The sequence below is a fragment of the Sphingomonas ginsenosidivorax genome, from assembly GCF_007995065.1.
Lineage (GTDB): Bacteria > Pseudomonadota > Alphaproteobacteria > Sphingomonadales > Sphingomonadaceae > Sphingomonas > Sphingomonas ginsenosidivorax.
In genome coordinates this window covers 1,150,253-1,173,054 of the sequence record NZ_VOQR01000001.1, presented here as the reverse complement: position 1 = coordinate 1,173,054, position 22,802 = coordinate 1,150,253, and the positions used below count along the sequence as shown (strand labels likewise).

Here is a 22,802-nt window from a genome sequence, read left to right as displayed (position 1 = left end):
GTACGCCGGCCGCACCCACTGCGGACCGGACTTGTACTATCGATCATCGCTTGTATGACTAATCTATCTTCGACGAGATATCCAGATGGTGGCCACGCGATGGTGGCCAGCCCTGGAACCGTCGAAACGGGGACCTGAGGAGAGAGTATTTTGCGTTCACGCGTATCGCTGATCCTGACCGGATCGCTGCTGAGCCTGGCCACCGCGATGCCGGCCGGCGCGCAGAACCGCCCGGTCGCCCCGGTTCAGCCGCAGGTCTCGCCCGACCGCCCCGACTGGGAGAACCCCGCGGTGTTCGCGATCGGCAAGCAGCCTGCGCGCGCCACCGGTTTTCCGTTCGAGACGCGCGCCAAGGCGATCGCCGGCCACCGCACCAAGTCCGACCGCTTCCTGCTGCTGAGCGGGCTGTGGCGGTTCGCCTTCTCGCCCGATGCGGACCGCCTGCCCGCCGGGTTCGAGCGCCCCGATTACGACGTGTCGACATGGAAGGAGATCAAGGTCCCCGCCGACTGGCAGACCGAAGGCTATGACCAGCCGCGCTACAACAACATCGCCTACCCCTTTCCCGCCAACCGCCCGCTGATCCCGCACGCGACGAACCCGGTCGGGTCGTACCGCCGCGATATCGATCTGCCCGCGGGCTGGACGGGCAGCGACGTCATCCTGCACATCGGGGCAGCGGGGTCGGCCTATTACGTCTGGGTCAACGGCGTGAAGGTCGGCTATTCGGAGGACAGCAAGCTCCCCTCCGAGTTCGACGTCACCAGGCAGCTGAAACCCGGCCGCAACACCATCGCGATCCAGGTCTTCCGCTGGTCCGACGGCAGCTATTTGGAGGACCAGGATTTCTGGCGCGTCTCGGGGATCGAGCGCGAGGTGTTCCTGATGGCGGCACCCAAGACGCGCGTGCGCGACTTCTTCGTCCATGCCGGGCTCGATCCGAGCTACCGCGACGGCACGCTGGCGGTCGACGTCACGGTGACGCCGGGCGCTGCGACGTCTGCACGGATGACGTTGCTCGACGGCGACAAGCCGGTGCTGACGCGCTCCGCTCCCGTCGCCGCCGGCGCGGCCGAGCGGACCGTCACGCTGACCGGCGTCGTCCCCGGCGTGAAGCCCTGGACCGCGGAGACGCCTGCGCTCTACATGCTGCTGGTCGAGCTCTATGACGCCAAGGGCGCGATCATCCAGTCGACCTATAGCCGGATCGGCTTTCGCACCGTCGCGATGCGCAACGGCCTCGTCACCGTCAACGGCAAGCCGATCACGATCCGCGGCGTCAACCGGCACGAGCACGACCCCGACACCTTCCACACCATCTCGCTGGAATCGATGGAGCGCGACATCCAGCTGATGAAGCGCAACAACATCAACGCGCTGCGCACCTCGCATTACCCGAACGACCCGCGGCTCTACGACCTTGCCGACCGCTACGGCCTGTACGTGATGGACGAGGCGAACATCGAGAGCCACGGCTATATGGACCATGCCAACAAGCATCCCGAGGAGCGCGGCAAGTACCAGCTCGGCTTCGACCCCGCCTGGGACGCCGCGCATGTCAGCCGCGTCGCGAACATGGTCGAGCGCGACAAGAACCACCCCTCGATCATCTTCTGGTCGCTCGGCAACGAGGCCGGGATCGGCCCCGCCTTCGCGCATGCCGCCGCCGCCGCGAAGGGCCGCGATCCGGGCCGGCTGATCAGCTATCTCGGCTGGGGCACCTGGACCGGCGAACCGCGCCCCAACGACTATGCCGACATCTACGCGCCGATGTACGACACCCCCGACCGCATGGTCGACTACGCGACCAACTGGAATTTCCGCCAGCCGATCATCCTGTGCGAATATGCGCACATGCAGGGCAATTCGGGCGGTAATTTGAAGGAATATTGGGACACCATCTACGCGCATCCCGACAAGATGCAGGGCGGCTTCATCTGGGACTGGGTCGACCAGTCGACCAACCAGAAGACCGCCGACGGCAAACATTATTGGGGCGACGGCGGCGTCTATGGTCCCAACCCGGGTGGCGACATCGAGTTCGGCGACGGGCTGCTCCAACCCGACCGCACCCCCAACCCGCATCTGTTCGAGGTGCAGAAGGTCTATGCGCCGATCCAGTTCGCCGATTTCGACGTGGGCAGCGGCAAGGTGACCGTGGTCAACCGACACGATTTCGTCGACCTGTCGGGGTACGACCTGTCGTGGGAGGTGATGGAGGACGGCGTGGCCGTCGCGAAGGGCGCGCTGCCGACGCTCCACACCGCCGCGCATGGCCGCGAGGCGGTGACGCTCGCGCTGCCGGCGCTGACCCGCAAGCCGGGCGCGGAATATTGGCTGACGATGCGCGCGCGGGCGAAGGAAGGTTCGGTGCCGCAGGTGCCCGCGGGCCAGGTCATCGGCTGGGACCAGTTCGCGATGGGGCCGGTGACCCCCGTCCCTACCACCGGTCTGTCGGGCGACGTCGCGCTGAGCAACAAGGGTGACACGATCCGGTTGAGTGCGGCGGGCGCGACGCTGTCGATCGATCGCAAGACCGGCCTCATGACCGACTATGCCGCGAACGGCCGCACCTTGCTCGCCGGCGGCACACCGCATTTCTACCGCGCGCTGATCGACAACGACATCGGCACGGGCGCCGAGAAGACGCACGGCGCGTGGAAGACCGCGTCGGACCAGCGCCGCGTCGAGGGCATCGAGGCAAGCGGCGCCACCGTCACCGTCCGCCATGCGGTGGGCGACGGCGCCGCGCGGTTCGTCACGCGCTACACGATGAAGGGCGACGGGTCGGTCGCGGTCGAGGGCAGCTTCACGCCGCTGAAAGTCGACCTGCCCGGGCCGCTGCGGATCGGTCTCGCCTACAGCATGCCGTCGGCGATCGACACGGTCGAATGGTATGGCCGCGGCCCGCACGAGAGCTATGCGGACCGGAAAACCAGCGCCGCGATTGGGCTGTGGCGCGGGCGGATCGCCGACCAGAACCACGATTACATGCGCCCGCAGGAGACCGGCAACAAGACCGACGTCCGCTGGATGGAAGTCTCGCAGGCCGGCACCGGCGGCCTGCGCATCACCGGCGACGCGCCGCTGTCGATGAACGCGCTCGCCTTCCCCTATGGAGACCTGTCGCGCCGCGCGCCGGGTGCGCGAAAGAGCAGCGACATCATGCCCCACGACCACGACACGCTGCTGATCGACGCGGTCCAGGCGGGCGTTGGCGGCAACACCAACTGGGATGCGACCGGACAACCGCTGGCGGCGTATCGCATCCCGCTCGCGCCGCGCAGCTTCGGATTCGTCCTGCGCCCGTTCGCGGGCGACGGCACCACGCCCGCCGCCGCACAGCCCGCCAGCGCCACGGTGGTCCAGTGACCGCGCGGCTCGCTCTCGTGCTGCTCGCGCTGTCGGCGGGCGCCGCGGCGCAGGACTCGCCGGTCATGCCGCCCATCGTCAAACCGCTGACCCCGCCCACAGGCGCAGACCGCCAGCCCGCGGCACGCGTCAAACTAGCGGATTACCGCTACGACGACCTCCTCTGGGAGAACGACCGCACCGCGCACCGCATCTACGGCCATGCGCTCGAGGCGATCGAGCCGCCGTCGGGCTCCGGCATTGACGCCTGGGGCAAGAACGTCGCCTGGCCGTTCGCCGACCGCCAGCTGCGCACCGGCGACCAGCATGGCTATCATGGCGAGGGCATCGACTTCTACAATGTCGGCGCCGGGCGCGGCATGGGCGGGCTCGGCATCTGGGCCGACAACAAGCTGTGGACCTCTCGCAACTACCGCGGCTACCGCATCCTCTCGAGCGGCCCGGCGGCGGACTTCCGCGTCGACTATGCGCCCTGGCCGGTCGATATCGGCCGCAAAGTCTGGGAGTCGCGGCGCTTCACGCTGCCGCTAGGCACCAACTTCACGCGGATGGTCTCGACCTTGTCCTCGAACAAGCCGGGCGAACTGGTCGTCGGGATCGGCATCGGCAAGCGCACCACGGGCGCCGGCGGCGAGCTGACCGTCGACCGCGAGAAGGGCGTGCTCTCCTGGTGGGGGCCGCAGGACGGCGAGCATGGCCGGATGGGGATCGCGGTTCGTGTCGATCCCGCGACGATCGTCGCGATCCGCGACGATGCCGACAACCATCTGGTGATGGTCCGCGCGACGCCGGGCAAGCCGTTCGTCTATTTCGCGGGCTCGACCTGGGACAAGAGCGGCGCCTATCGCACCCGCGCCGCCTGGGACGCCTATGCCGCCGGCGAGCGGCTCGACTTCACCGTGCCGAAGGATGGCAAATGACCGAAGGCGTAGCGCGACGCGGAGTCCTGGCGGCACTGGCAGGCGGGGCGGCACTGGCAGCGACCCCCGCCACGGCACAGCGTCCCGAAGCGGGTGATGTCCCCTTGCCCGACGGCAAGACCGACCGCGCCTATATGCTCGGACTGCTCGACAAGATGGCAAGCCCGGTGCTCGACCGGATGGCGCGCGGCAAATTGCAGGCCGAATGGAAGCTCGAACTCAGCCCCACCTGGGACGGCCGCGATCCGAAGGTCGGCTATTTCGAGGGGTTCGGCCGGCTGATCGACGGCATCGCGCCCTGGCTCGCGCTCCCCGACGACGCGACCCCCGAGGGCCGCCGCCGCGCAACGCTACGGCAACAGGCGCTGCAGAGCTACGTCCACGCGGTCGACCCTAAGAGCCCGGACTATCTGCTGTGGAAGGCGAACGGCCAACCCCTGGTCGATTCGGCCTATTTTTCCAGCGCGCTGCTGCGCGCACCCGACGCGCTGTGGAAGCCGCTCGACGCGAAGACCAAGGCGCGGATCATCGCCGAGATCCAGGGCCTGCGCCGCATCTCGCCACCCTATACCAACTGGCTGCTCTTCGCGGCCATGAACGAGGCGTTCCTGCTCGCGGTCGGCGCCGAGTGGGACCCGGTTCGCGTCGACCTGGCGATCCGGAAGTTCGACGAATGGTATGTCGGCGACGGCTGGTATGCCGACGGCGTGCATTTCCATTTCGACCTGTACAACAGCTACGTCATCCACCCGATGCTGACGCAGATCCTGCAGGTGCTGATCGCGACCGACGCGTCGTTCAACAGCCTCGCCCCCAAGACCCGCCTGCCCGTCCAGATCAAGCGGATGCAGCGCTACGCGACGCAGCTCGAGCGGATGGTCGGCCCCGACGGCGCGTTCGCCGCAGTCGGCCGCTCGCTGACCTATCGCACCGCGGCGCACCAGCCGCTGGGGCAGCTCGCCTGGAAGAGGATGCTGCCGGAGACGTTGCCCGCCGGGCAGGTCCGCGCCGCGACCGTGGCCGCGCAGCGCCGGGTGTTCGCCGATCCGTCGAACTTTGATGCCGACGGCTTCCTGACGATCGGCTTCACGCGCCACCAGCCGACGCTCGGCGACTGGTATTCCAACGCCGGCAGCATGTACCTCGCCGCCGAGAGCCTGCTCGCGCTCGGGCTCCCCGCCGACGATCCCTACTGGACCAGCCCCCCGCTCCCCTGGACCATGCGCCGCGCCTATGCCGGGCACGATTTCGCCAAGGACTATTACGTCGACTATTGAATGGCGCGACCGGACACGCCCGCGCCCGAACATGACAAAATTAAAATCGAAAAGACTTGTATGATATATTGCCGGCATCGACGCTGGGATTACCGCGGCGGCTCAGCGAGGCGCCGGACTCCTCGCTCGCGGACCGGCACGCGCCGTCGATCGGGGTGCCGCCAGGCATGACGCTCCCCACCGCGATTTGCCGAGCCGCGACATCCCTGATCCCACCGTGCTCCGGCTCGTCATGCCGGCCGCGCCCAAAAGTCCCTGACGACGCAGACAGAGGCTGTCGCTCGCGCGCCAAACCGGCCAAGGGGGCGCGATGTCGCGTTATCTGCTCGTGCCCGCCCTGCTCTTCCCCTGGTCCGGCATCGCCGCCGGGCAAACGACCCCCGATGCTCCTCCGGAGATCGTCGTCACCGGGCGAGGGCTCGACGCGGCGCCGGGGGACCGCGTCTATGACATCGTCACGATCGACCGCGACCGGATTCAGGCGAATGCGAGCAGCCGGCTCGAGAGTATCCTGTCGGACGTCGCGGGTCTCCAGCAGTTCCGCCGGTCCGATTCGCGCTCCGCCAATCCGACCAGCCAGGGCATCAGCCTGCGCGGGATCGGCGGCAACGCGTCGAGCCGCGCGCTGCTGATCCTCGATGGCGTGCCGCAGGCCGATCCGTTCGGCGGCTGGGTCGCGTTTCCGGCCTATGCCAGCGGGCGCCTGGGCCGGATCCGCGTCACCCGCGGCGGCGGCAGCGGCTATCAGGGGCCCGGTGCGCTCGCCGGTACGGTCGAGCTCGACAGCGCAACGCCAGACCAACTGACGCCACTGTCGAGCAGCGTCGCCTATGGCAGCCGCGACTCGGTCGACGCGCAAGGGTCTGCGGCGCTGGTCCGCGGCGCGGGCTTCGCGACGCTGTCGGGCGCCTATGCGCGCGGCGACGGCTTCACCCCAACGGTCGCCGAGAACCGCGGCCCGGTCGACCGTGCGGCGCCGTACGAGCAGGCCTCGGGTGCGCTCCGCACCGTCATCGGCGTCGGGGCCCGGACCGAGCTCCAGCTGAACGCCAGTGCGTTCACCGACACGCGCGACCGCGGCGTCGACTTCACCACCAACCAGAGCAAGGGCGCCGATGCGAGCCTCCGCTTGGTTGGCCGCGGCCGCTGGGGCTATTCCGCGCTCGCCTATCTGCAGACGCGTAGCTTCGCGAGCAGCTTCAACAGCGTCAACGCGGCGCGCACCGCGGTCACCCAGTCGCTCGATCAGTACAACACCCCCGCGACCGGCCTCGGCGCGCGCTTCGAAATCCTGCCCCCGCTGGGCGAGAGCGTCACGCTGCGCCTGGGGGCCGACGTCCGCGACGTCAGCGGCAGGACGCAGGAGCTGTTCACCTATGTCAACGCGCAGCCGACGCGGCGACGCCAGGCGGGGGGCAGCAGCCGGACCACCGGCGTGTTCGCGGACGGCAGCCTGGTCGCGGGCGACCTGACCTTCAGCCTCGGCGGCCGGGTCGACTGGTGGCGGATCGAGGACGGCTACCTAACCGAGCGCACCCTGACCGGCCTCGGCGCGCCGCTGACCGCGTCCGCCTATCCCGACCGCGACGGCAGCGAGGCGACCGGCCGCGGCGGCGTCGCGTGGGCCGTCGTCGACGGCGTCACGCTGCGCACCGCGGCGTATCGCGGCTGGCGCCTGCCGACGCTCAACGAACTCTATCGCCCGTTCCGCGTCGGCAGCGACGCGACGTTCGGCAACGCCGCGCTCGCGCCCGAGCGGCTCGAGGGCGTCGAGGGCGGCGTCACGCTCACCCCCGCCCCGTCGGTCAGCGTCGCCGCGACCTATTTCTACAACCGGCTGAAGAGCGCGATCGCCAACGTGACGACAGCCACGCCGCCACAAATGCTGCCGGGCGTCACCACCTATCGCATCCGCCAGAATCTCGACGCGATCCGCGCGCACGGGTTCGAGCTCGACGCGTCGTGGCGCCCCGGGCCCGTCGGGCTGCAGGCATCGTGGTCGCATACGAGTTCGCGTGTGGAAGGCTCGGGCATCGCCGCCGCGCTCGATGGCTTGCGTCCCGCGCAGACCCCGCGCGACCAGGTCTCGGGGACGATCGATGGGCATTACCGGGGGGCCACGGCGTCGCTCACGCTGCGCCACATCGCGCGCCAGTTCGAGGACGACCAGAATATCCGCGTGCTCGCACCGGCGACGACTCTCGACGCCTATGCAGCGCTCCCGATCGCAGCCGGCTTCGTCGCAGAACTCCGCGGCGAGAACCTGTTCGATGTCCGTGTGGAGGCCGGCGTCACCGGAGCCGGCATCGTCGAGCGCGCGACGCCGCGGACTCTGTGGGCGGGCCTGCGCTACGCGATGAAATGACGGGCCGTCAGTGGATCATCCGCTGCATCACGGCGACCACGCTGGATCCGACATAGGGCTTCTGCACGAACACGCTGTCGCTGGGCATGGCCAGGTCGCAGGCCATGCAATGTCCCGAGGTGATGATGAGGTGGATCGGCGGCCATCGGCGCCGTACGCACCGCGCAAGACCGGCACCGTTCATCGACCCCGGCATGTCGATATCGGTGAACACGATCCCGATATCGGACCGTGTCTCCAGGATACGGACCGCTTCGTCCGCATCGCACGCCTCGAGCACGCGGAACCCCGCATCCTCGACCAGATCGACGGCCAGCATGCGCAGCAGGGGCTCGTCCTCGACGACGAGGACAGCGGCATTCGACGAACGCTGGGTCACGTTGATCCTCTCGGGCTCCGCTCCGCGACGGTCCCGTGCCGACGGCACGGGCACGTCCGATTGCCGGATCGATACTGACACAACGTGGTTAAGCCGTTGCCGTTCCTATGAAACGGTTTCGGATCTTCCCGCGCGGTGCCTCAGTCGAGTCCGACCCATATCGGCGCATGCTGCAATCGCTCCGCGATCCGCTCCCCCGTCGCGAGCATCGTGTCGCCCCACCAGCCGGCCCCAAGGGCAGGATCGGCGTTCGCGACGTGCAGCGCGACGATGCAGAGCAGCCTGACGTCGCCGGCCTGACGTCGGAACGCGAGCACATGGCCCGCACGCTCACCGATCACTTCGATCGGCGCGTAGGACCCCTCCGCGAACAAAGTCGGATGCGCCCGTCGCAGGTCGAGCAGGCGTGCGATCAGCGCCTGTTTCGCATCGCCACCGTCCGCCAGCCGTGCCGCGCGCGCGCCATAGTCCACCGGGCGCCGGTTGTCGGGATCGACCAGGCTCAGATCGGCCATCTCGGTCCCCTGATACAGGTCCGGCACCCCGGGAACGGTGTAGCGCAACGCCGCCTGCACCAACGTGTTCGCCTGCGCCGACGCCGCGACCTCCGACACGAAATCCGTCATGTCCGCGATGAACGCCGGCGATCGCAGCAGCGCGCGGGCAAGGTCGTGGCAGCGCGTTTCATAGGCGTCGTCGGGCTCCTCCCAGGCAGACCGCAGCTTGGCCTCGCGCAGCGCCTTTTCCTGCCATCCGACGATCCGCTCGCCATAAGCCTCCAGGCTTTCCGCGCCAGTCTCGTCCGGCCAGGCGCCGAACAATGTCTGCAACAACATGTACACGTCGCCCGCATCGACGCCCTCCGCGAGCGGGGCGGCGATCGCCTGCCACCGCGCGACGCGCGCGCGCCACAGGTCGGGCACCTCGCTCAGCACCGCGAGGCGCGCACGGACATCCTCGCCGCGCTTGTGATCGTGCGTTGCGGTGGCGAGCATCGCGTGCGGCCAGTCGCGGGCACGTGCGAGCATCGCGTCGTGGAACGCGGCAATGCTCGTCGCGAAGCATGCCGCGTCGAACCCGACATCGTTGCGCGAGAGCAGGCGGCCATAGCGGTAGAAGGCAGTGTCCTCGACCGCCTTGGCGGCAATCGGGGCGGACAGCTGCTGGAACCGTCGCACCGCGTCCTCGGCATCGCCCGGCCCGTCCCCGGCGAGCCAGCCGAGGATGCGGTCGACCACCGCCCCTTCGCCCGGCGGCACGAAGCGTTGCACGCGTTCGCGTGCCTCGGCACGGATAGCAGCGTCGGCGGCGGGGGCGGCATCGCCCGTGCCGTAGGTGCGGTACACCGGAAACACCCAGAGCAGCCGCTCGACCGCACGGTGGATCATGGCTTGCGTGACGCCATCGAGATCGGGATTCGCTCGCGCCAGTGTGACGAAGGCCGAGACGCACGCGCGTAGCTGCGCATCGAACTGCCAAGCCAGCATGTCCTGCCGCGCGCGCAGCTCTTCCGGTGCGAAGTCGGCCGGCCGGCCGCTGATCTCCGCCCAGAGCGCGCCCAGCGGTTCCGCCCCGGCCGGCGCATGAAGCAGCCCCGTCACCTCCGCCATGAAGTCGTAGCCGCTGGTGCCGTCGACGCCCCAGTCGCTAGCCAGTGGCGCGCCCCGCGCGAGAATTTTCTCGATCACGAAATAGGCGCCTGGCCGGATCGCATCGAGCCGTTCGCGCAGCATCCGGCAATAGCCGGCGGGATCGGTCAGCCCGTCGACATGATCGACCCGCACCCCGTCGATCAGGCCGTCACGGTACAGCCCCAGGATCAGTGCATGCGCCGCATCGAACACCGCCGGGTCCTCGACGCGCAGCCCGGCAAGATCGTTGATCGTGAAGAACCGCCGCCAGTTCAGTTCGTCGTTCGCGACCCGCCACGACGCGAGCCGGTAATGCTGGCGACCGAGCAGCGTACGAAGGTCGGTGTCGGCGGCGGCCGCCTGGTCCTCGTCACGGATGGGCAGGTGATGCTCGCCATACGCCGTGACGACATACCGCCCGTCGATCGGCTCGACGGCAAGCGCACCGGAGTCGATCGCGGCGGCGAGCGGTTCGCCGAGGATCGGCAGGACCATCGGCACGCGCCAGTCGATGTCGAAATAGCGTGCGAACGCACTCCCCTCGCCCTTTGCCAGCACGTCGTTCCACCATGCGTTCTCGCCGCCCGCGACGCCCATATGGTTGGGGACGATATCGACGATCACGCCCATGTCGCGCGCGCGCAACGCTGCAACGAGGCGGCGGAACGCATCCTCGCCGCCCAGTTCGGGATTGATCCGGGTGGGATCGACGACGTCATAGCCGTGCGTCGACCCCGTCCGTGCGGTCGTGATGGGCGAGGCATAGACGTGGCTGATCCCGAGCGCATCGAGATAGGGCACCAGCGCCTCGGCGTCGGCGAAGGTGAAGTCCTTGTGGAACTGGAAGCGATAGGTCGCGCGGGGGGTCATGCCGTCCTGCCTGTGTTGATCGCGTCGATCCGTGCCGAGACCGCGGGGCGCGCGAGCAACGCCTCGGTCGTGTCGGGCATGCGGCGACGCCAATTGGGGTGTTCGTCGATCGTACCGGGCAGATTGGGCTGTTCGACCAGTCCGACCAGATCCTCGATCGGCAGAATCGCGAGCGCGCACGGCGTCTCCGCGATCCGCTTGAGCGCGATGTCGACGACGGGCGCAGCGCTGTCGGGTGCAGGCTCCGCGTCCCAGGTGTCGAGCGCGGCCCAGAGCTGGTGGCGATCCTCGACGCGGTTGGCGCGATCGGCGGCTTCGTCGGGCGCGTCCGACCGGCGACCCAGTGTCCAGGTCCAGTCGATGTCGCGCCCCTGCCACCAGCCGGCGACGGTCGGCAGGTCGTGCGTCCCGGTCATCGCCACCGCGTCGCGGGTCCAGGTGTCGCCCGGCACGAAGCCGTCGGCATCGCGTTCGAACCACAGCACGCGCATGCCCATCATCGCGCGCTCGGTCATCACCTCGCGGAAGCCCTCGGGCAGCGTGCCGAGGTCCTCGCCGATCACGATCGCCTGCGCACGCTGCGATTCGAGCGCGACGATCCGCATCATGTCCGTAAACGGCATGTCGAGATACGCACCCTCCGCAGCGGAGGCGCCGTCGGGCACGACCCACAGGCGCCGCAGCCCGAATGCGTGATCGATACGGATACCGCCCGCCGAGGCGAGCGCCGAGCGGATCGTCGCGATGAACGCCTCGAACCCGGTGCGCCGCAGCGCACGCGGGTCGAACCCGGTGATGCCCCAGTTCTGCCCGTCGGGACCGAGCGGATCGGGCGGCGCGCCGATCGACAGGCCGGTTAGCAGGTCGCCGCGCCGGCTCCAGCCATGGCTGCCCCCCACGTCGAGACCGACGGCAAGGTCGGCGATCAGGCCGATGCGCATCCCTGCGCCGGTCGCGGCCTGCTGCGCGGCGTCGAGGCCGCGGCGGGCCAGCCATTGGAGGAAGGCGTAGAACTCGACGTCGGACGCGTGCTCGGCGACGAACGCGCGTACGGCCGCCCCCTCGGGATCGTGGAACGCCGCCGGCCAGTCCTGCCACCCGCTGGCGCCGGTCTGCGCGAAGAAATGCGCGTGGAGTGCGTCGAACCGTGCATGCCCTTCCAGCGCATCGCCGCCCGCCGCGCGGAACTCGGCAAGGGCGTCCGCGAACGCCGACGCGCGATCGTCGTACGCGCGGCGAAGCTGTGTGAGCCGTGTCGGGATGCCACCCTGCCAGTCGATCAACTCGGGCCCGGGCTGCGCCCCCACGTCGAACCCGACGAGCGCCGGATCGGCGAGCAGGACGTTGAGAAACTGCCGGCTGGACGGCGCATAGGGGCTGAACCGGCTCGCATCGGCGGGAAACAGCGCGTGCGTGGGGCTGATGGCGAGCGCATCGGCACCGCGTGCGCCGAACGCTCGGGCAGCTTCCGTGAGCGTGCCGAAGTCGCCGAACGCGCCCGGATGCGCGCCACGCAGCGCCGGGATCTGGACCGCTGGGCCCCAGAGCCGGCGCCCCGGTGCCGCGTCTTCTATCGTGAAACATCGCGGTGGGGCGACCGCAAGCCGCAGTGCCTGGTTGCCCTGGAGCAGCGTGTGATAGCCACTGACCTCGATACCGCTCGTAGCGATATCCGCGATCGACACCGACCGCGTCTCCCCGCCTTCCAGTGCGAGTTCGGCGAGCCCGTGCCAGCCCGCGGGCAGCGTGAGCGGCGCGCCGACATCGGCGGATGCGAAGGTCACGTCCCCGTCGTCGCTGTCTCCCAGCGCGTCGAGGATCGCGCGCAATGCGCTATCGGGAACGACCTGCTCGCGACCCCCGGCGTCGGTCCATTCGGGCTGCAGCCCCGCCGCAAGCGCCTGGTCCCGCAGGCTCAACGGTCGAGCCCCACACGAACGCTGCCGGGCGCGCCGGGATCGCCATCTTCGAACAGCACGTCCACCGCCGGAAATACGACCGCCTCGTCGCCGAGGTTCAGCGCGATCGTGAGCACCGCACCGTCGCCCATCCGCCAGCGTGCGACGACCGCGCCGCTCCCGATCGCCTCCCCGCCGATGGCCATCGCCCCCGCAAGCCGCGGCACGATCTCGCGGTGGCGGATCGCCAGCAGGTCGCGGTACAACTGTCGCCAGGCCTCCGCATCCGGGCCGGGCTCGGCGCGCGAGCGTTCGAACGTGGCGAGTGCGTTGGGATCGGGGATCGCCTCGCGCGCTTCGGGATCGGCGAAGGCGGCAAACTTCGCGAATTCCTTGCGCCGGCCCTCGCGGACCGCGTCGGCGAGTTCGTCGTGGAAATCGGTGAAGAACAGGAACGGCGATATGCTTCCGCTCTCGTCGCCCATGAACAGCAGCGGGATCTGCGGCCCGAGCAGCAGCAGCGCGGTCGCCGCGCGGAGCTTCTGTGGGTCGGCGAGCAGGGTGAGCCGCTCGCCCATCGCCCGGTTGCCGATCTGGTCGTGGTTCTGCAGGAACGCGACGAACGCGGTCGGCGACAGATGCGCACTTGGCTTGCCGCGCGGCTTGCCGTCATGGTTGGGCGATCCCTCGCCCTGATAGATGAACCCCTCGCCCAGGCAGCGCGCGAGCCGCTCGGCCGGGCGCTCGGCGAAGTCGGCATAATAGGCGCTGGTTTCGCCGGTCAGCAGGACGTGCAGAACGTTGTGGAAATCGTCGTTCCACTGCGCGTCATAGTGTCCGGGCTTAAGCCGATCTGCGTCGTTCTTCTCGTTCTCGAGCACCAGATGCACCGGCCGGTCGGTGATCGTCGCGCGGATCTCGCTCGCCATCGCGTCGAGAAACGCATCGTCGGCGATCGCATGCACCGCGTCGAACCGCAGCCCGTCGAAGCGATACTCGTCCAGCCACATCAGCGCGTTGTCGATAAAGAAGCGGCGTACCGGCTCGCGCTCGACCGCGACCGATCCGCCCCACGGCGTATCGACCTCGGCATCGAAGAAGTCGCCGGCATAGGCGCCGAGATAATTCCCGTCGGGCCCGAAGTGGTTGTAGACCACGTCGAGAAGCACCGCGAGACCAAGCTCGTGCGCGCGGTCGACCAGCGCCTTCAGCGCGTCGGGCGTGCCATAGCTCTCGGCGGGGGCGTAAGGCAGCACTCCGTCATACCCCCAGTTGCGCGTACCCCCGAAGGCGTTGACCGGCATCAGTTCGATCGCGGTGATCCCGAGGTCCGCGATCGCCGGCAGTGCCTCCGCGACGCCCGCAAATCCGCCGAGCGCGCCGACATGGACCTCCTGGATCACCAGTTCCTCCCAGGCGCGGCCCCGCCAGTCGCCGGAGCGCCAGCGGTAGGCGTCGGCATCCGAAGCGACGCTCCAGCCGTGCACCCCACCCGCTTGCCCGCGCGACGCCGGATCGGGCACGGCAAGGTCCGGGTCGAGACGGAAGCGGTACCGGGTTCCGGGCGCGACAGCGCGGTCGACACCGAACCACCCTTCCCCGTCGCGCTCCATCGCAGTCGGTGCATCGCCGTCGAACTCGAGCGTCACCGTGTCGCGGTCCGGCGCCCAGAGCCGGAAGCGGGTCACCCCATCGGCATGGCGCGCACCCCAGCTCATGCCGCGCCGCTCGTCCAGGTCAGCAGCACCGCACCCTGCGGCGCGACCTCATAGGTCTCTCCGATGTCGGTCGCCTGCTGCTCGGGCTTCGCGCTGTCGATCAGCACCGTCCGCACGACGTCGTTGGGCGGCGGCATGTGGAAGGTCAGCGGCCCTTCGGACGCGTTGAGCAGCAGCGAGATGACCTGGATCTCCCCGTTCGCCAGCTCGCACGCGCGGCGCATCGCGAGCGCCCGGCCGTTGGTGTTCTGCCAGTCCTCGGGGCTCAGCTGCTCGCCGCGCTCGTCCCACCATTCGATGTCGCGCAGGCCCTCGGCGGGCGTCTCGTCACCGTAGAGGAAATTGCCCGCGCGCAGCATCGGATAGTCGCGGCGCAGCGCGACCAGCCGCGCCGTGAAATCGATCAGAGCCTCACCCTCGGGCGACTTCGCCTTGCTCCAGTCGAGCCAGCTGATCTCGTTGTCCTGGCAATAGGCGTTGTTGTTCCCGCCCTGCGTCCGCCCGAACTCGTCACCCGCGACCAGCATCGGCGTGCCGAGCGACGCCATCAATGTCGTCAGCATCGACCGCATCACGCGCGCGCGCGTCGCGTTGATCTCGGGATCGTCGGTCGGGCCCTCGGCGCCCCAGTTGCGTGAGCAGTTGTTGCTGTGGCCGTCGCGATTGTCCTCGCCGTTCGCCTCGTTGTGACGCTCTTCATACGCGACCGTGTCGGCCAGCGTGTAGCCGTCATGCGCGCCGAGCAGGTTGACGCTGGCCCAAGGGCGACGTGCGCGGCGGTCGAACAGGTCGGCCGAGCCGGTCAGCCGTGCCGCGAGATCGGCGCGCTGATCGTGATCGCCGCGCCAGAATTTCCGGACCGTGTCGCGGTACTTGTCGTTCCATTCGGCAAAGCTCGGCGGGAAATTGCCGAGCTGATAGCCGCCGGGGCCGATGTCCCAGGGCTCGGTGATCAGCTTCAACCGCCCCAGCACGGGGTCCTGCCGCAGCGCTTGGAAGAACCCGGCGCTTGGATCGAACCCGGTATCCGTACGGCCCAGTGTCAGCCCCAGATCGAAGCGGAACCCGTCGATCCCGAAGCTCGTCGCCCAATAGCGCAGCGAATCGGTGACCATCTGGATCACCCGGGCCTTGGTCAGGTTGAGCGTGTTGCCCGTGCCGGTATCGTTGATCGAGAAGCGCGGCTGGTCCTTGACCAGGCGGTAGTAGCTCGCATTGTCGAGCCCGCGCCACGACAGCGTCGGCCCCTGCTCGGACCCTTCGCAGGTGTGGTTGTAGACGACGTCGAGGATGACCTCGATCCCGGCCGCATGCAGCCGGCGGATCGAGCGGCGCAGCTCGTCATGGCTGTCGGTCGAGAAATAGGAGCGCTCGGGGGTGAAGAAGTTGAGTGTGTTGTAGCCCCAGTAGTTCCGGAGGCCCTTTTCCTGCAGGAACCGGTCCTGGATGTAACTGTGGATCGGCAGCAGCTCGAGCGCGGTGACGCCGAGGCGCTTGAGATGCTCGATCACCTTGGGGTTGCCGAGCGCTGCGAAGGTCCCGCGCTCGGACGGCTGGACCTCCTCGAACAGCTTGGTCAGCCCCTTGGGATGCGCCTCGTAGATCACGGTTTCGGACCAGGGCGTGTTCGGCCGAACGTCGCGCGACCAGTCGAAATGGCTGTCGGTGACAACGCCTTTGGGCATCAGCATCGCGTTGTCGCGGCGGTCGAAGCTCAGGTCTTCGCGCGGCGACTTGACCTGATATCCGTACATCGCGTCGGTCCAGCGCAGCTCGCCGGTCATCGCCTTGGCATAGGGGTCGAGCAGCAGCTTGTTCGGGTTGAACCGGTGTCCTTCCTCGGGTGCATAGCGACCATGGGCGCGGTAGCCATAGCTCAGGCCGGGGCCGGCATCGGGCAGATAGCCGTGCCAGACCTCGTCGGTCCATTCGGGCAGCGCATAGCGCTTCAGCTCGCGCCGGCCGGTCTCGTCGAACACGCAGAGCTCGATCTTCTCGGCGTTGGCGGAATAGACCGAGAAATTGACGCCGAGCCCGTCGAACGTGGCACCGAGCGGATAGGCCGAACCGGCCTCGAGCGTATCGGGCAGAAGATGCAAGTGGGACCCCCCAAGATGAGATGAGCCGCCGCCGACCGTGATCGATCGTGCGCGAGCGAAGGGGAAACCCGCATTCGGTACGCAATGTTCCGGGGCCGATCGCGCGGCCGGGCGTTGGGCATTGTGTCCCCTTATCGAACAGCCGAGGTTTTCATGACTTTCCACCACCGGACGCCGCGATCATGAGCGGCCCCGTCCTCTTCTCGCCCACCAAGGTCGGCAGGCTCTCGCTCGACAACCGCATCGTCATCGCGCCGATGTGCCAATATTCCGCCGTCGACGGCTGCATGACCGACTGGCACCAGATCCATCTCGGTCACCTGGCACTTTCGGGCGCCGCGCTGCTCACGATCGAGGCGGCGGCAGTCCTCCCCGAGGGCCGGATCACCTACGGCGATGTCGGCCTGTACGACGATGCGACCGAAGCCGCGCTGGCCAGGACGCTCGAAAGCGTACGGCGCTGGTCCGACATGCCGATCGCGATCCAGCTCGCGCATGCCGGGCGGAAGGCGTCGTGCGAGGTGCCGTGGAAGGGCGGCGCGCAGATCGCACCCGACGCGCCCAATGGCTGGCAGACCGAGGCTCCCTCCGCAGTCGCGTTCCAGCCACACGAAAACGCGCCGACCGCACTCGATCGCGCGGGTCTCGACCGCATCCGCGATGCCTTCGTCGCGGCCGCCAAGCGCGCGGCGCGGCTCGGGATCGACGCGGTACAGCTGCACGGCGCGCACGGCTATCTCCTGCACGAGTTCCTCTCGCCGCTCTCGAACAAGCGCGAGGACGAGTATGGCGGCAGCCTTGAGAACCGCATGCGCTTTCCCCTCGAAGTCTTCGACGCGGTGCGCGCGGTATTCCCGGCCGATCGGCCGGTGACGATGCGCGTGTCCGGGTCCGACTGGGTCGAGGGCGGCTGGGATTCCGACCAGACGGTGACGTTCTCGCAAGCGCTCGAAGCGCGAGGCTGCGACGCCATCCATGTGTCGAGCGGCGGGCTCGATGCCGGGCAGCAAATCCCGGTCGGGCCGAGCTACCAGGTGCCGCTCGCCCGTGCGGTCAAGCAGGCGGTTGGCATACCGGTCGTCGCGGTCGGGTTGATCACCGACTATGAGCAGGCGGAGGCAATCGTCGGAACCGGCGACGCCGACATGATCGCGCTCGCCCGGACGATCCTCTACGACCCGCGCTGGCCGTGGCACGCCGCGGCGCATCTGGGCGGGCGGGTGAAGGCGCCGAACCAGTATCTCCGGTCGCAACCGCGGCAGTACAAGGATTTGTTCTCGGTCTAACCTCCCCCTCCCTGAAAGGGAGGGACCGGGGGTGGGTCGACACTCGCGCCGCGCTTGCCTCCACCCACCCCCAACCCCTCCCTTTCAGGGAGGGGAGCAGGGTTACGCCCAGACCGTCGGTCCGGCATCACTCAACGCCCGGTCGAGATAGAACGCCGCGCTGATCAGCGCGAGGTGGCTGAACCCTTGCGGGAAATTCCCCAGGAACCGGCCATCCTGCGCGATCTCCTCGGCGAACAGCGACAGATGGTTGCCGTGCGCGAGCAGCTTCTCGAAGTTCAGCCGGGCCTCGTCAATCCGCCCGGCACGCGCGAGGCATTCGACGTACCAGAAGGAGCAGGCGACGAACGTCCCCTCCTGCCCCGGCAGGCCGTCGTCGGTGCGGTAGCGATAGATCATGCCGTCGTCGGACAGGTCCGCGGTGATCGCGTCGAGTGTCGCCAGCCATTTGGGATCGGTCGGGCTGACGAACCGAACCAGCGGCATCATCAGCATCGCGCCGTCGACGACGGTCTCGCCCTTGCTGCGCACGAACCGGCCAAGATCCTCGTTCCAGAAGCTCGCCCAGATGTCGTCGTGAATCTCGGTCCGGGTCTCCGACCAGCGCACCAGCGGTGCGGGCAGCGAGCGCTTCTGCGCGAGCCGCACCGCACGGTCGATCGCGACCCAGTTCATCAGCCGCGAGTGCAGATATTCGCGCGGCGGCCCGCGGACCTCCCAGATGCCGGAATCCGGATCGCGCCACGTCTCGCAGACATGGTCGACGACCTTGATGATCCCCTGCCACGCGTCGTGCGAGATCGCCTCGCCATATTTGTTGCCGAGATACGTCGCGTCGAGCAGCGCGCCGTAGATGTCGTGCTGCGTCTGCGTGTTCGCGCCGTTGCCGATGCGGATCGGCTTGGCCCCCTCGAACCCGGCGAGATGGTCGAGATCCTGCTCGTCCTGCACGTCGCCGCCGTCGAGCGCGTACATCACCCCCAGATGTCCCTCGCAATGCCGCACCCGGTCCATCGTCCAATGCAGGAACGCGACCGCCTCATCCTGGAAACCGAGCCGGATCAGCGCATAGACGGTGAACGAGGAGTCGCGGATCCAGGTCGCGCGGTAATCCCAGTTGCGCACCCCGCCCGGCGCCTCGGGCAGCCCGAAGGTCGCCGCCGCGGCGATCGAGCCGTGTTTGCGCGAGGTCAGCAGCTTCAGCACGAGCGCGGAGCGATGCACCGTCTCGCGCCAGCGGCCGCGATAGTTGGACTGGTTGCTCCAGTCGCGCCAGAACGCGATGTCGCCGTCGATGATCGCGGCGATCTGGTCGGCGTCGCAGACGGGATCGTCGACATTGCCGAGGACCAGCGTGATCGTCTCGCCCGCGGCGATGTGCAGGTCGGCGGTCAGGTCGCACCCATCGGCGACAAGATCGCCGTCGGCGTAGAGCGTTAGCCCGAGCCCTGCATCGTGGTCGAACTGCCCGCGCGCGATTCCGTCCGTCGTCTGCGCCGAAGCCGCATAGCCCTGGCGTCCATAGTCGAACCGCGGCGCGCAGCGGATGCGGATCGTCGCTTCGCCGCGCGTGCAGGTCAGCCGCCGGATCAGGCGGGACGAGACGTCGCCGCCGTCGACGTCGACCGGCATCAGGTCGACCAGGTCGATGCTCGCGCCATCCGACATCCAGCGCGTGAGCAGGATGTTGGTATCGGGCAGATACATCTGCATGATCCGCCCGCCCGGCATGTCGGGTTGAATCGAGAAATGCCCGCCCTTGTCGGGGTCGAGCAGCCCGGCGAACACGCTGGGGCTGTCGAGGCAAGGCCAGCACAGATAGTCGACGGTGCCCTTGGTATCGATCAGCGCGATCGTCTCGAGATTGCCGATCGCGCCGTGGTCGCCGATTCCGCGCGCGTCAGCCATTATCGCGGAACTCCGGGTAGAGGCTCATTGCGCCGTCGACGACGAGCGTCGCGCCGACCACGTAATCCGCGGCGTCCGAGACCAGGAACAGCGCGGCACGCGCGACGTCCTCCGGATCGCCGACGCGGCCATAGGGAATGAGTTCCAGCATCTTGGTCTTGTCCGCATCGGCGTTGATCTCGGTCGCGATCGCGCCGGGGGCGACAGCGTTGACGCGGATCCGCTCCGCCGCGACTTCCTGTGCGAGCGTGCGCATCAGCATCCCGCTGCCGCCCTTCGATGCGGCGTAGTTGGCATGTCCCGCCCAGGGGATGGTCTCGTGGACCGAGCTGTTGAACAGGATCTTGCCGATCGCGCGCGACACGCCCCGATCGCCCTGTTTGCGGAACCGCCGGACGGCCTCGCGCGCGACGAGGAACTGCCCGGTCAGGTTGACGTCGATGACCTTTTGCCAGTCGGCGAGCGTCATGTCGGCGAACGCCGCATCCTTCTGCAGCCCGGCATTGGCGAACACGATGTCGATCGCGCCGTAGCGCTCGGCCGTCGTATCGAACAGTGCCTGGACCGCAGCCTCGTCGGACGTATCCGCCCCAAACGCGAAGGCCGTGCCACCGGCGTGCTCGATCTCCGCCACGACCGCGTCGGCCTTGTCCTTGCTGCTGTTGTAGTTGACCGCGACGCTGGCGCCCGCAGCGGCGAAGGCGATCGCGGCGGCGCGGCCGAGGCCGGAACTTGCGCCGGTGACGATCGCCACCTGGCGCTTCAGGTCGATGTGCATGGGGGAACTGCCTTCGGATAGTCGCTGTGAATGGGTCCAACGCGTTCTGTCCGCGGTTGCTCCCCCGGGCTATCGCGATGATCTCGATCAGTGCGTGCAACCTTGCCATGGTCCCGGGCTTTGTACGCCCGACATGTCACGGGGATTCCACATGACCGACACCGCCGCCAATCCAGATACGACCGCGCCAGAGCCGACCTACGACACGCAGGTCGGGAACGGTGGCGAACTCCACCAGACCGCGCGCGACGGCGGCGACGTGCTGACCACGCAGCAGGGCGTGCCCGTCGCGGACGACCAGAACACGCTGAAGGTCGGCGAGCGCGGTCCGCATCTGCTCGACGACTTCCACTTCCGTGAGAAGATCTTCCACTTCGACCACGAGCGCATCCCCGAGCGCGTCGTCCATGCGCGCGGCTACGGCGCACACGGCACCTTCACGCTCAACGAGAGCCTCGAGGACGTCACCGTCGCCAAGGTGCTGACCGAAGTCGGCGTCGACACGCCGATGTTCGTGCGTTTCTCGACCGTCGCGGGCAACAAGGGCTCGGCCGATCTGGCGCGCGACGTCCGCGGCTTCGCGGCGAAGTTCTACACGCCCGAGGGCAACTGGGACATCGTCGGCAACAACATCCCGGTGTTCTTCATCCAGGACGCGATCAAGTTCCCCGACCTGATCCATGCCGCCAAGCAGGAGCCCGACCGAGGTTTCCCGCAGGCGCAGACCGCGCATGACAATTTCTGGGACTTCATCAGCCTGACCCCGGAATCGATGCACATGATCATGTGGATCATGTCCGATCGCACCATCCCGCGCGGCTTCCGCTTCATCGAGGGCTTCGGCGTCCACACGTTCCGACTGATCAACGCCGAGGGCAAGGGCACCTACGTCAAGTTCCACTTCAAGCCGAAACTCGGGCTTCAGTCGGTGCTGTGGAACGAGGCCGTCAAGGTCAACGGCGCGGACCCCGATTTCCATCGCCGCGACCTGTGGAACGCAATCGACCAGGGCGACTTCCCCGAATGGGATCTGGGCGTTCAGCTGTTCGACGACGACTTCGCGGACAGCTTCCAATTCGACGTGCTCGATTCGACCAAGCTGATCCCCGAGGAGCAGATCCCGGTCCGCATCATCGGCAGCTTCAAGCTCGACCGCCTCGTCGACAATTTCTTCGCCGAGACCGAGCAGGTCGCGTTCTGCACGCAGAACGTCGTCCCCGGCATCGGCTTCACCAACGATCCGCTGCTGCAGGGCCGCAACTTCTCGTATCTCGATACGCAGCTGAAGCGTCTCGGCGGGCCGAACTTCACGCACATCCCGGTCAACGCGCCGAAGATCCCGGTGAAGAACTACCAGCAGGACGGCCACATGGCGATGCGCAACCCCAAGGGTCGCGTGAACTACGAGCCCAACAGCTGGGGCGGCCCGCGCGAGAGCCCGACGCGCGGCTACCGGCATTTCGCGGCGCAGGAGACCGGCCGTACCGCCAAGGTGCGCTCGTCGACCTTCGCCGATCACTACAGCCAGGCACGCCAGTTCTTCATCAGTCAGGCCGAGATCGAGAAGAAGCACATCGGCGACGCGCTGACGTTCGAGCTGTCGAAGGTGATCCGCGTCGACATCCGCGAAACGATGGTCGGCCATCTGCGCAACATCGACGAGGATCTGGCCAAGACGGTCGCGACCGGGCTCGGCCTGACGTCGATGCCGCCGGCCGCCAAGGCTGCGGTCGAAACGCGCCAGGACCTGCCGGCGTCGGATGCGCTCAGCATCGTCAAGAACGCCAAGGGCAGCTTCGAGGGTCGCAAGCTCGGCATCCTTGTCACCGACGGCGCTTCGGCGAAGACCGTCAATGCGCTGGTCGCAGCGGTCAAGGCCGCCGGCGCGGTGCATGAGATCGTCGCGCCGAAGGTTGGCGGGGCAAAGCTCGACGACGGCGCGATGCTGCCAGCGGACCAGAAGGTCGATGGCGGCCCCTCGATCCTCTACGACGCGGTCGCGGTGGTTGTGTCGGCAGACGGCGCAAAGATGCTGTCCAAGGACAAGACCGCCAAGGACTTCGTCAACGACGCGTTCGGGCACTGCAAGTTCATCGGCTATTCGGCCGAGGCCAAGCCGTTCCTCGCCAAGGCAGGCATTGTCGACGAGGACATGGACGACGGCGTGATTGCGCTGGATGATGGCTCGGCGGAGGCGTTCGTGAAGACCTGTGGCCAGTTGCGGCTCTGGGACCGCGAGCTCGATGTCGATCTCGACGCCGATGCCTTTCTGGCTCCCGACGCGGCTTGATCGCTGACGGC

General features: G+C 68.2%; 13 protein-coding genes. 6 read left to right on the top strand and 7 right to left on the bottom strand.

Features of this window, described 5'->3' with window-relative positions; genetic code table 11:
- Positions 1 to 207: 207 nt before the first annotated feature.
- The 4 genes from FSB78_RS05225 to FSB78_RS05210 all read left to right on the top strand — a co-directional run bounded on the left by FSB78_RS05225 (position 208) and on the right by FSB78_RS05210 (position 7,934).
- Positions 208 to 3,372, top strand: coding sequence for a glycoside hydrolase family 2 TIM barrel-domain containing protein (locus tag FSB78_RS05225; RefSeq protein WP_147084026.1), 3,165 nt, complete (start codon positions 208 to 210; stop codon positions 3,370 to 3,372).
- Positions 3,369 to 4,292, top strand: a complete 924-nt coding sequence (locus FSB78_RS05220; RefSeq protein ID WP_242008039.1) for a DUF4861 family protein — start codon at positions 3,369 to 3,371, stop codon at positions 4,290 to 4,292. Before FSB78_RS05225 ends, FSB78_RS05220 begins: the two co-directional genes overlap by 4 nt.
- Positions 4,289 to 5,569, top strand: coding sequence for a DUF2264 domain-containing protein (locus FSB78_RS05215; RefSeq protein ID WP_147080569.1), 1,281 nt, complete (start codon positions 4,289 to 4,291; stop codon positions 5,567 to 5,569). The genes FSB78_RS05220 and FSB78_RS05215 overlap by 4 nt, the downstream gene beginning before the upstream one ends.
- A 310-nt stretch (positions 5,570 to 5,879) precedes the next feature.
- Positions 5,880 to 7,934: a TonB-dependent receptor gene (locus FSB78_RS05210; RefSeq protein WP_147080567.1), complete on the top strand. Its 2,055-nt coding sequence runs from the start codon at positions 5,880 to 5,882 to the stop codon at positions 7,932 to 7,934.
- 7 nt (positions 7,935 to 7,941) lie between these two features.
- Here the strand turns inward: FSB78_RS05210 and FSB78_RS05205 are convergent, their stop codons facing one another.
- The 5 genes from FSB78_RS05205 to glgX form a co-directional block, all read right to left on the bottom strand.
- Positions 7,942 to 8,313, bottom strand: a complete 372-nt coding sequence (locus FSB78_RS05205) for a response regulator (RefSeq protein ID WP_242008038.1) — start codon at positions 8,311 to 8,313, stop codon at positions 7,942 to 7,944.
- Between the two features lie 140 nt (positions 8,314 to 8,453).
- Entirely contained in the window at positions 8,454 to 10,814 is a 2,361-nt protein-coding gene (gene treY, locus FSB78_RS05200) for a malto-oligosyltrehalose synthase (protein ID WP_147080565.1), read from the bottom strand.
- On the bottom strand, positions 10,811 to 12,733 hold the full coding sequence (gene malQ / locus FSB78_RS05195) for a 4-alpha-glucanotransferase (RefSeq protein WP_147080563.1): 1,923 nt from the start codon (positions 12,731 to 12,733) through the stop codon (positions 10,811 to 10,813). Before malQ ends, treY begins: the two co-directional genes overlap by 4 nt.
- Entirely contained in the window at positions 12,730 to 14,430 is a 1,701-nt protein-coding gene (gene treZ / locus FSB78_RS05190; protein ID WP_147080561.1) for a malto-oligosyltrehalose trehalohydrolase, read from the bottom strand. The genes malQ and treZ overlap by 4 nt, the downstream gene beginning before the upstream one ends.
- Positions 14,427 to 16,529 (bottom strand): glycogen debranching protein GlgX, encoded by a 2,103-nt coding sequence (glgX, locus tag FSB78_RS05185; protein WP_147080559.1) that lies wholly within the window; start codon positions 16,527 to 16,529, stop codon positions 14,427 to 14,429. Before glgX ends, treZ begins: the two co-directional genes overlap by 4 nt.
- Before the next feature lie 182 nt (positions 16,530 to 16,711).
- Between glgX and FSB78_RS05180 the strand changes: the two genes are divergently transcribed.
- Positions 16,712 to 17,815 (top strand): NADH:flavin oxidoreductase/NADH oxidase, encoded by a 1,104-nt coding sequence (locus FSB78_RS05180; protein ID WP_147080557.1) that lies wholly within the window; start codon positions 16,712 to 16,714, stop codon positions 17,813 to 17,815.
- Between the two features lie 102 nt (positions 17,816 to 17,917).
- On the opposite strand, the gene FSB78_RS05175 is transcribed toward FSB78_RS05180, so the two are convergent.
- Positions 17,918 to 19,723 carry a glycoside hydrolase family 15 protein gene (locus FSB78_RS05175; protein WP_147080555.1) on the bottom strand — a complete coding sequence of 602 codons (1,806 nt, stop codon included), beginning with the start codon at positions 19,721 to 19,723 and terminating at the stop codon, positions 17,918 to 17,920.
- Positions 19,716 to 20,501 carry an SDR family oxidoreductase gene (locus tag FSB78_RS05170; RefSeq protein ID WP_147080553.1) on the bottom strand — a complete coding sequence of 262 codons (786 nt, stop codon included), beginning with the start codon at positions 20,499 to 20,501 and terminating at the stop codon, positions 19,716 to 19,718. Before FSB78_RS05170 ends, FSB78_RS05175 begins: the two co-directional genes overlap by 8 nt.
- Before the next feature lie 151 nt (positions 20,502 to 20,652).
- Here FSB78_RS05170 and FSB78_RS05165 point away from each other — a divergent pair, with 151 nt between their 5' ends.
- Positions 20,653 to 22,791, top strand: coding sequence for a catalase (locus FSB78_RS05165; protein ID WP_147080550.1), 2,139 nt, complete (start codon positions 20,653 to 20,655; stop codon positions 22,789 to 22,791).
- Positions 22,792 to 22,802: the final 11 nt, after the last annotated feature.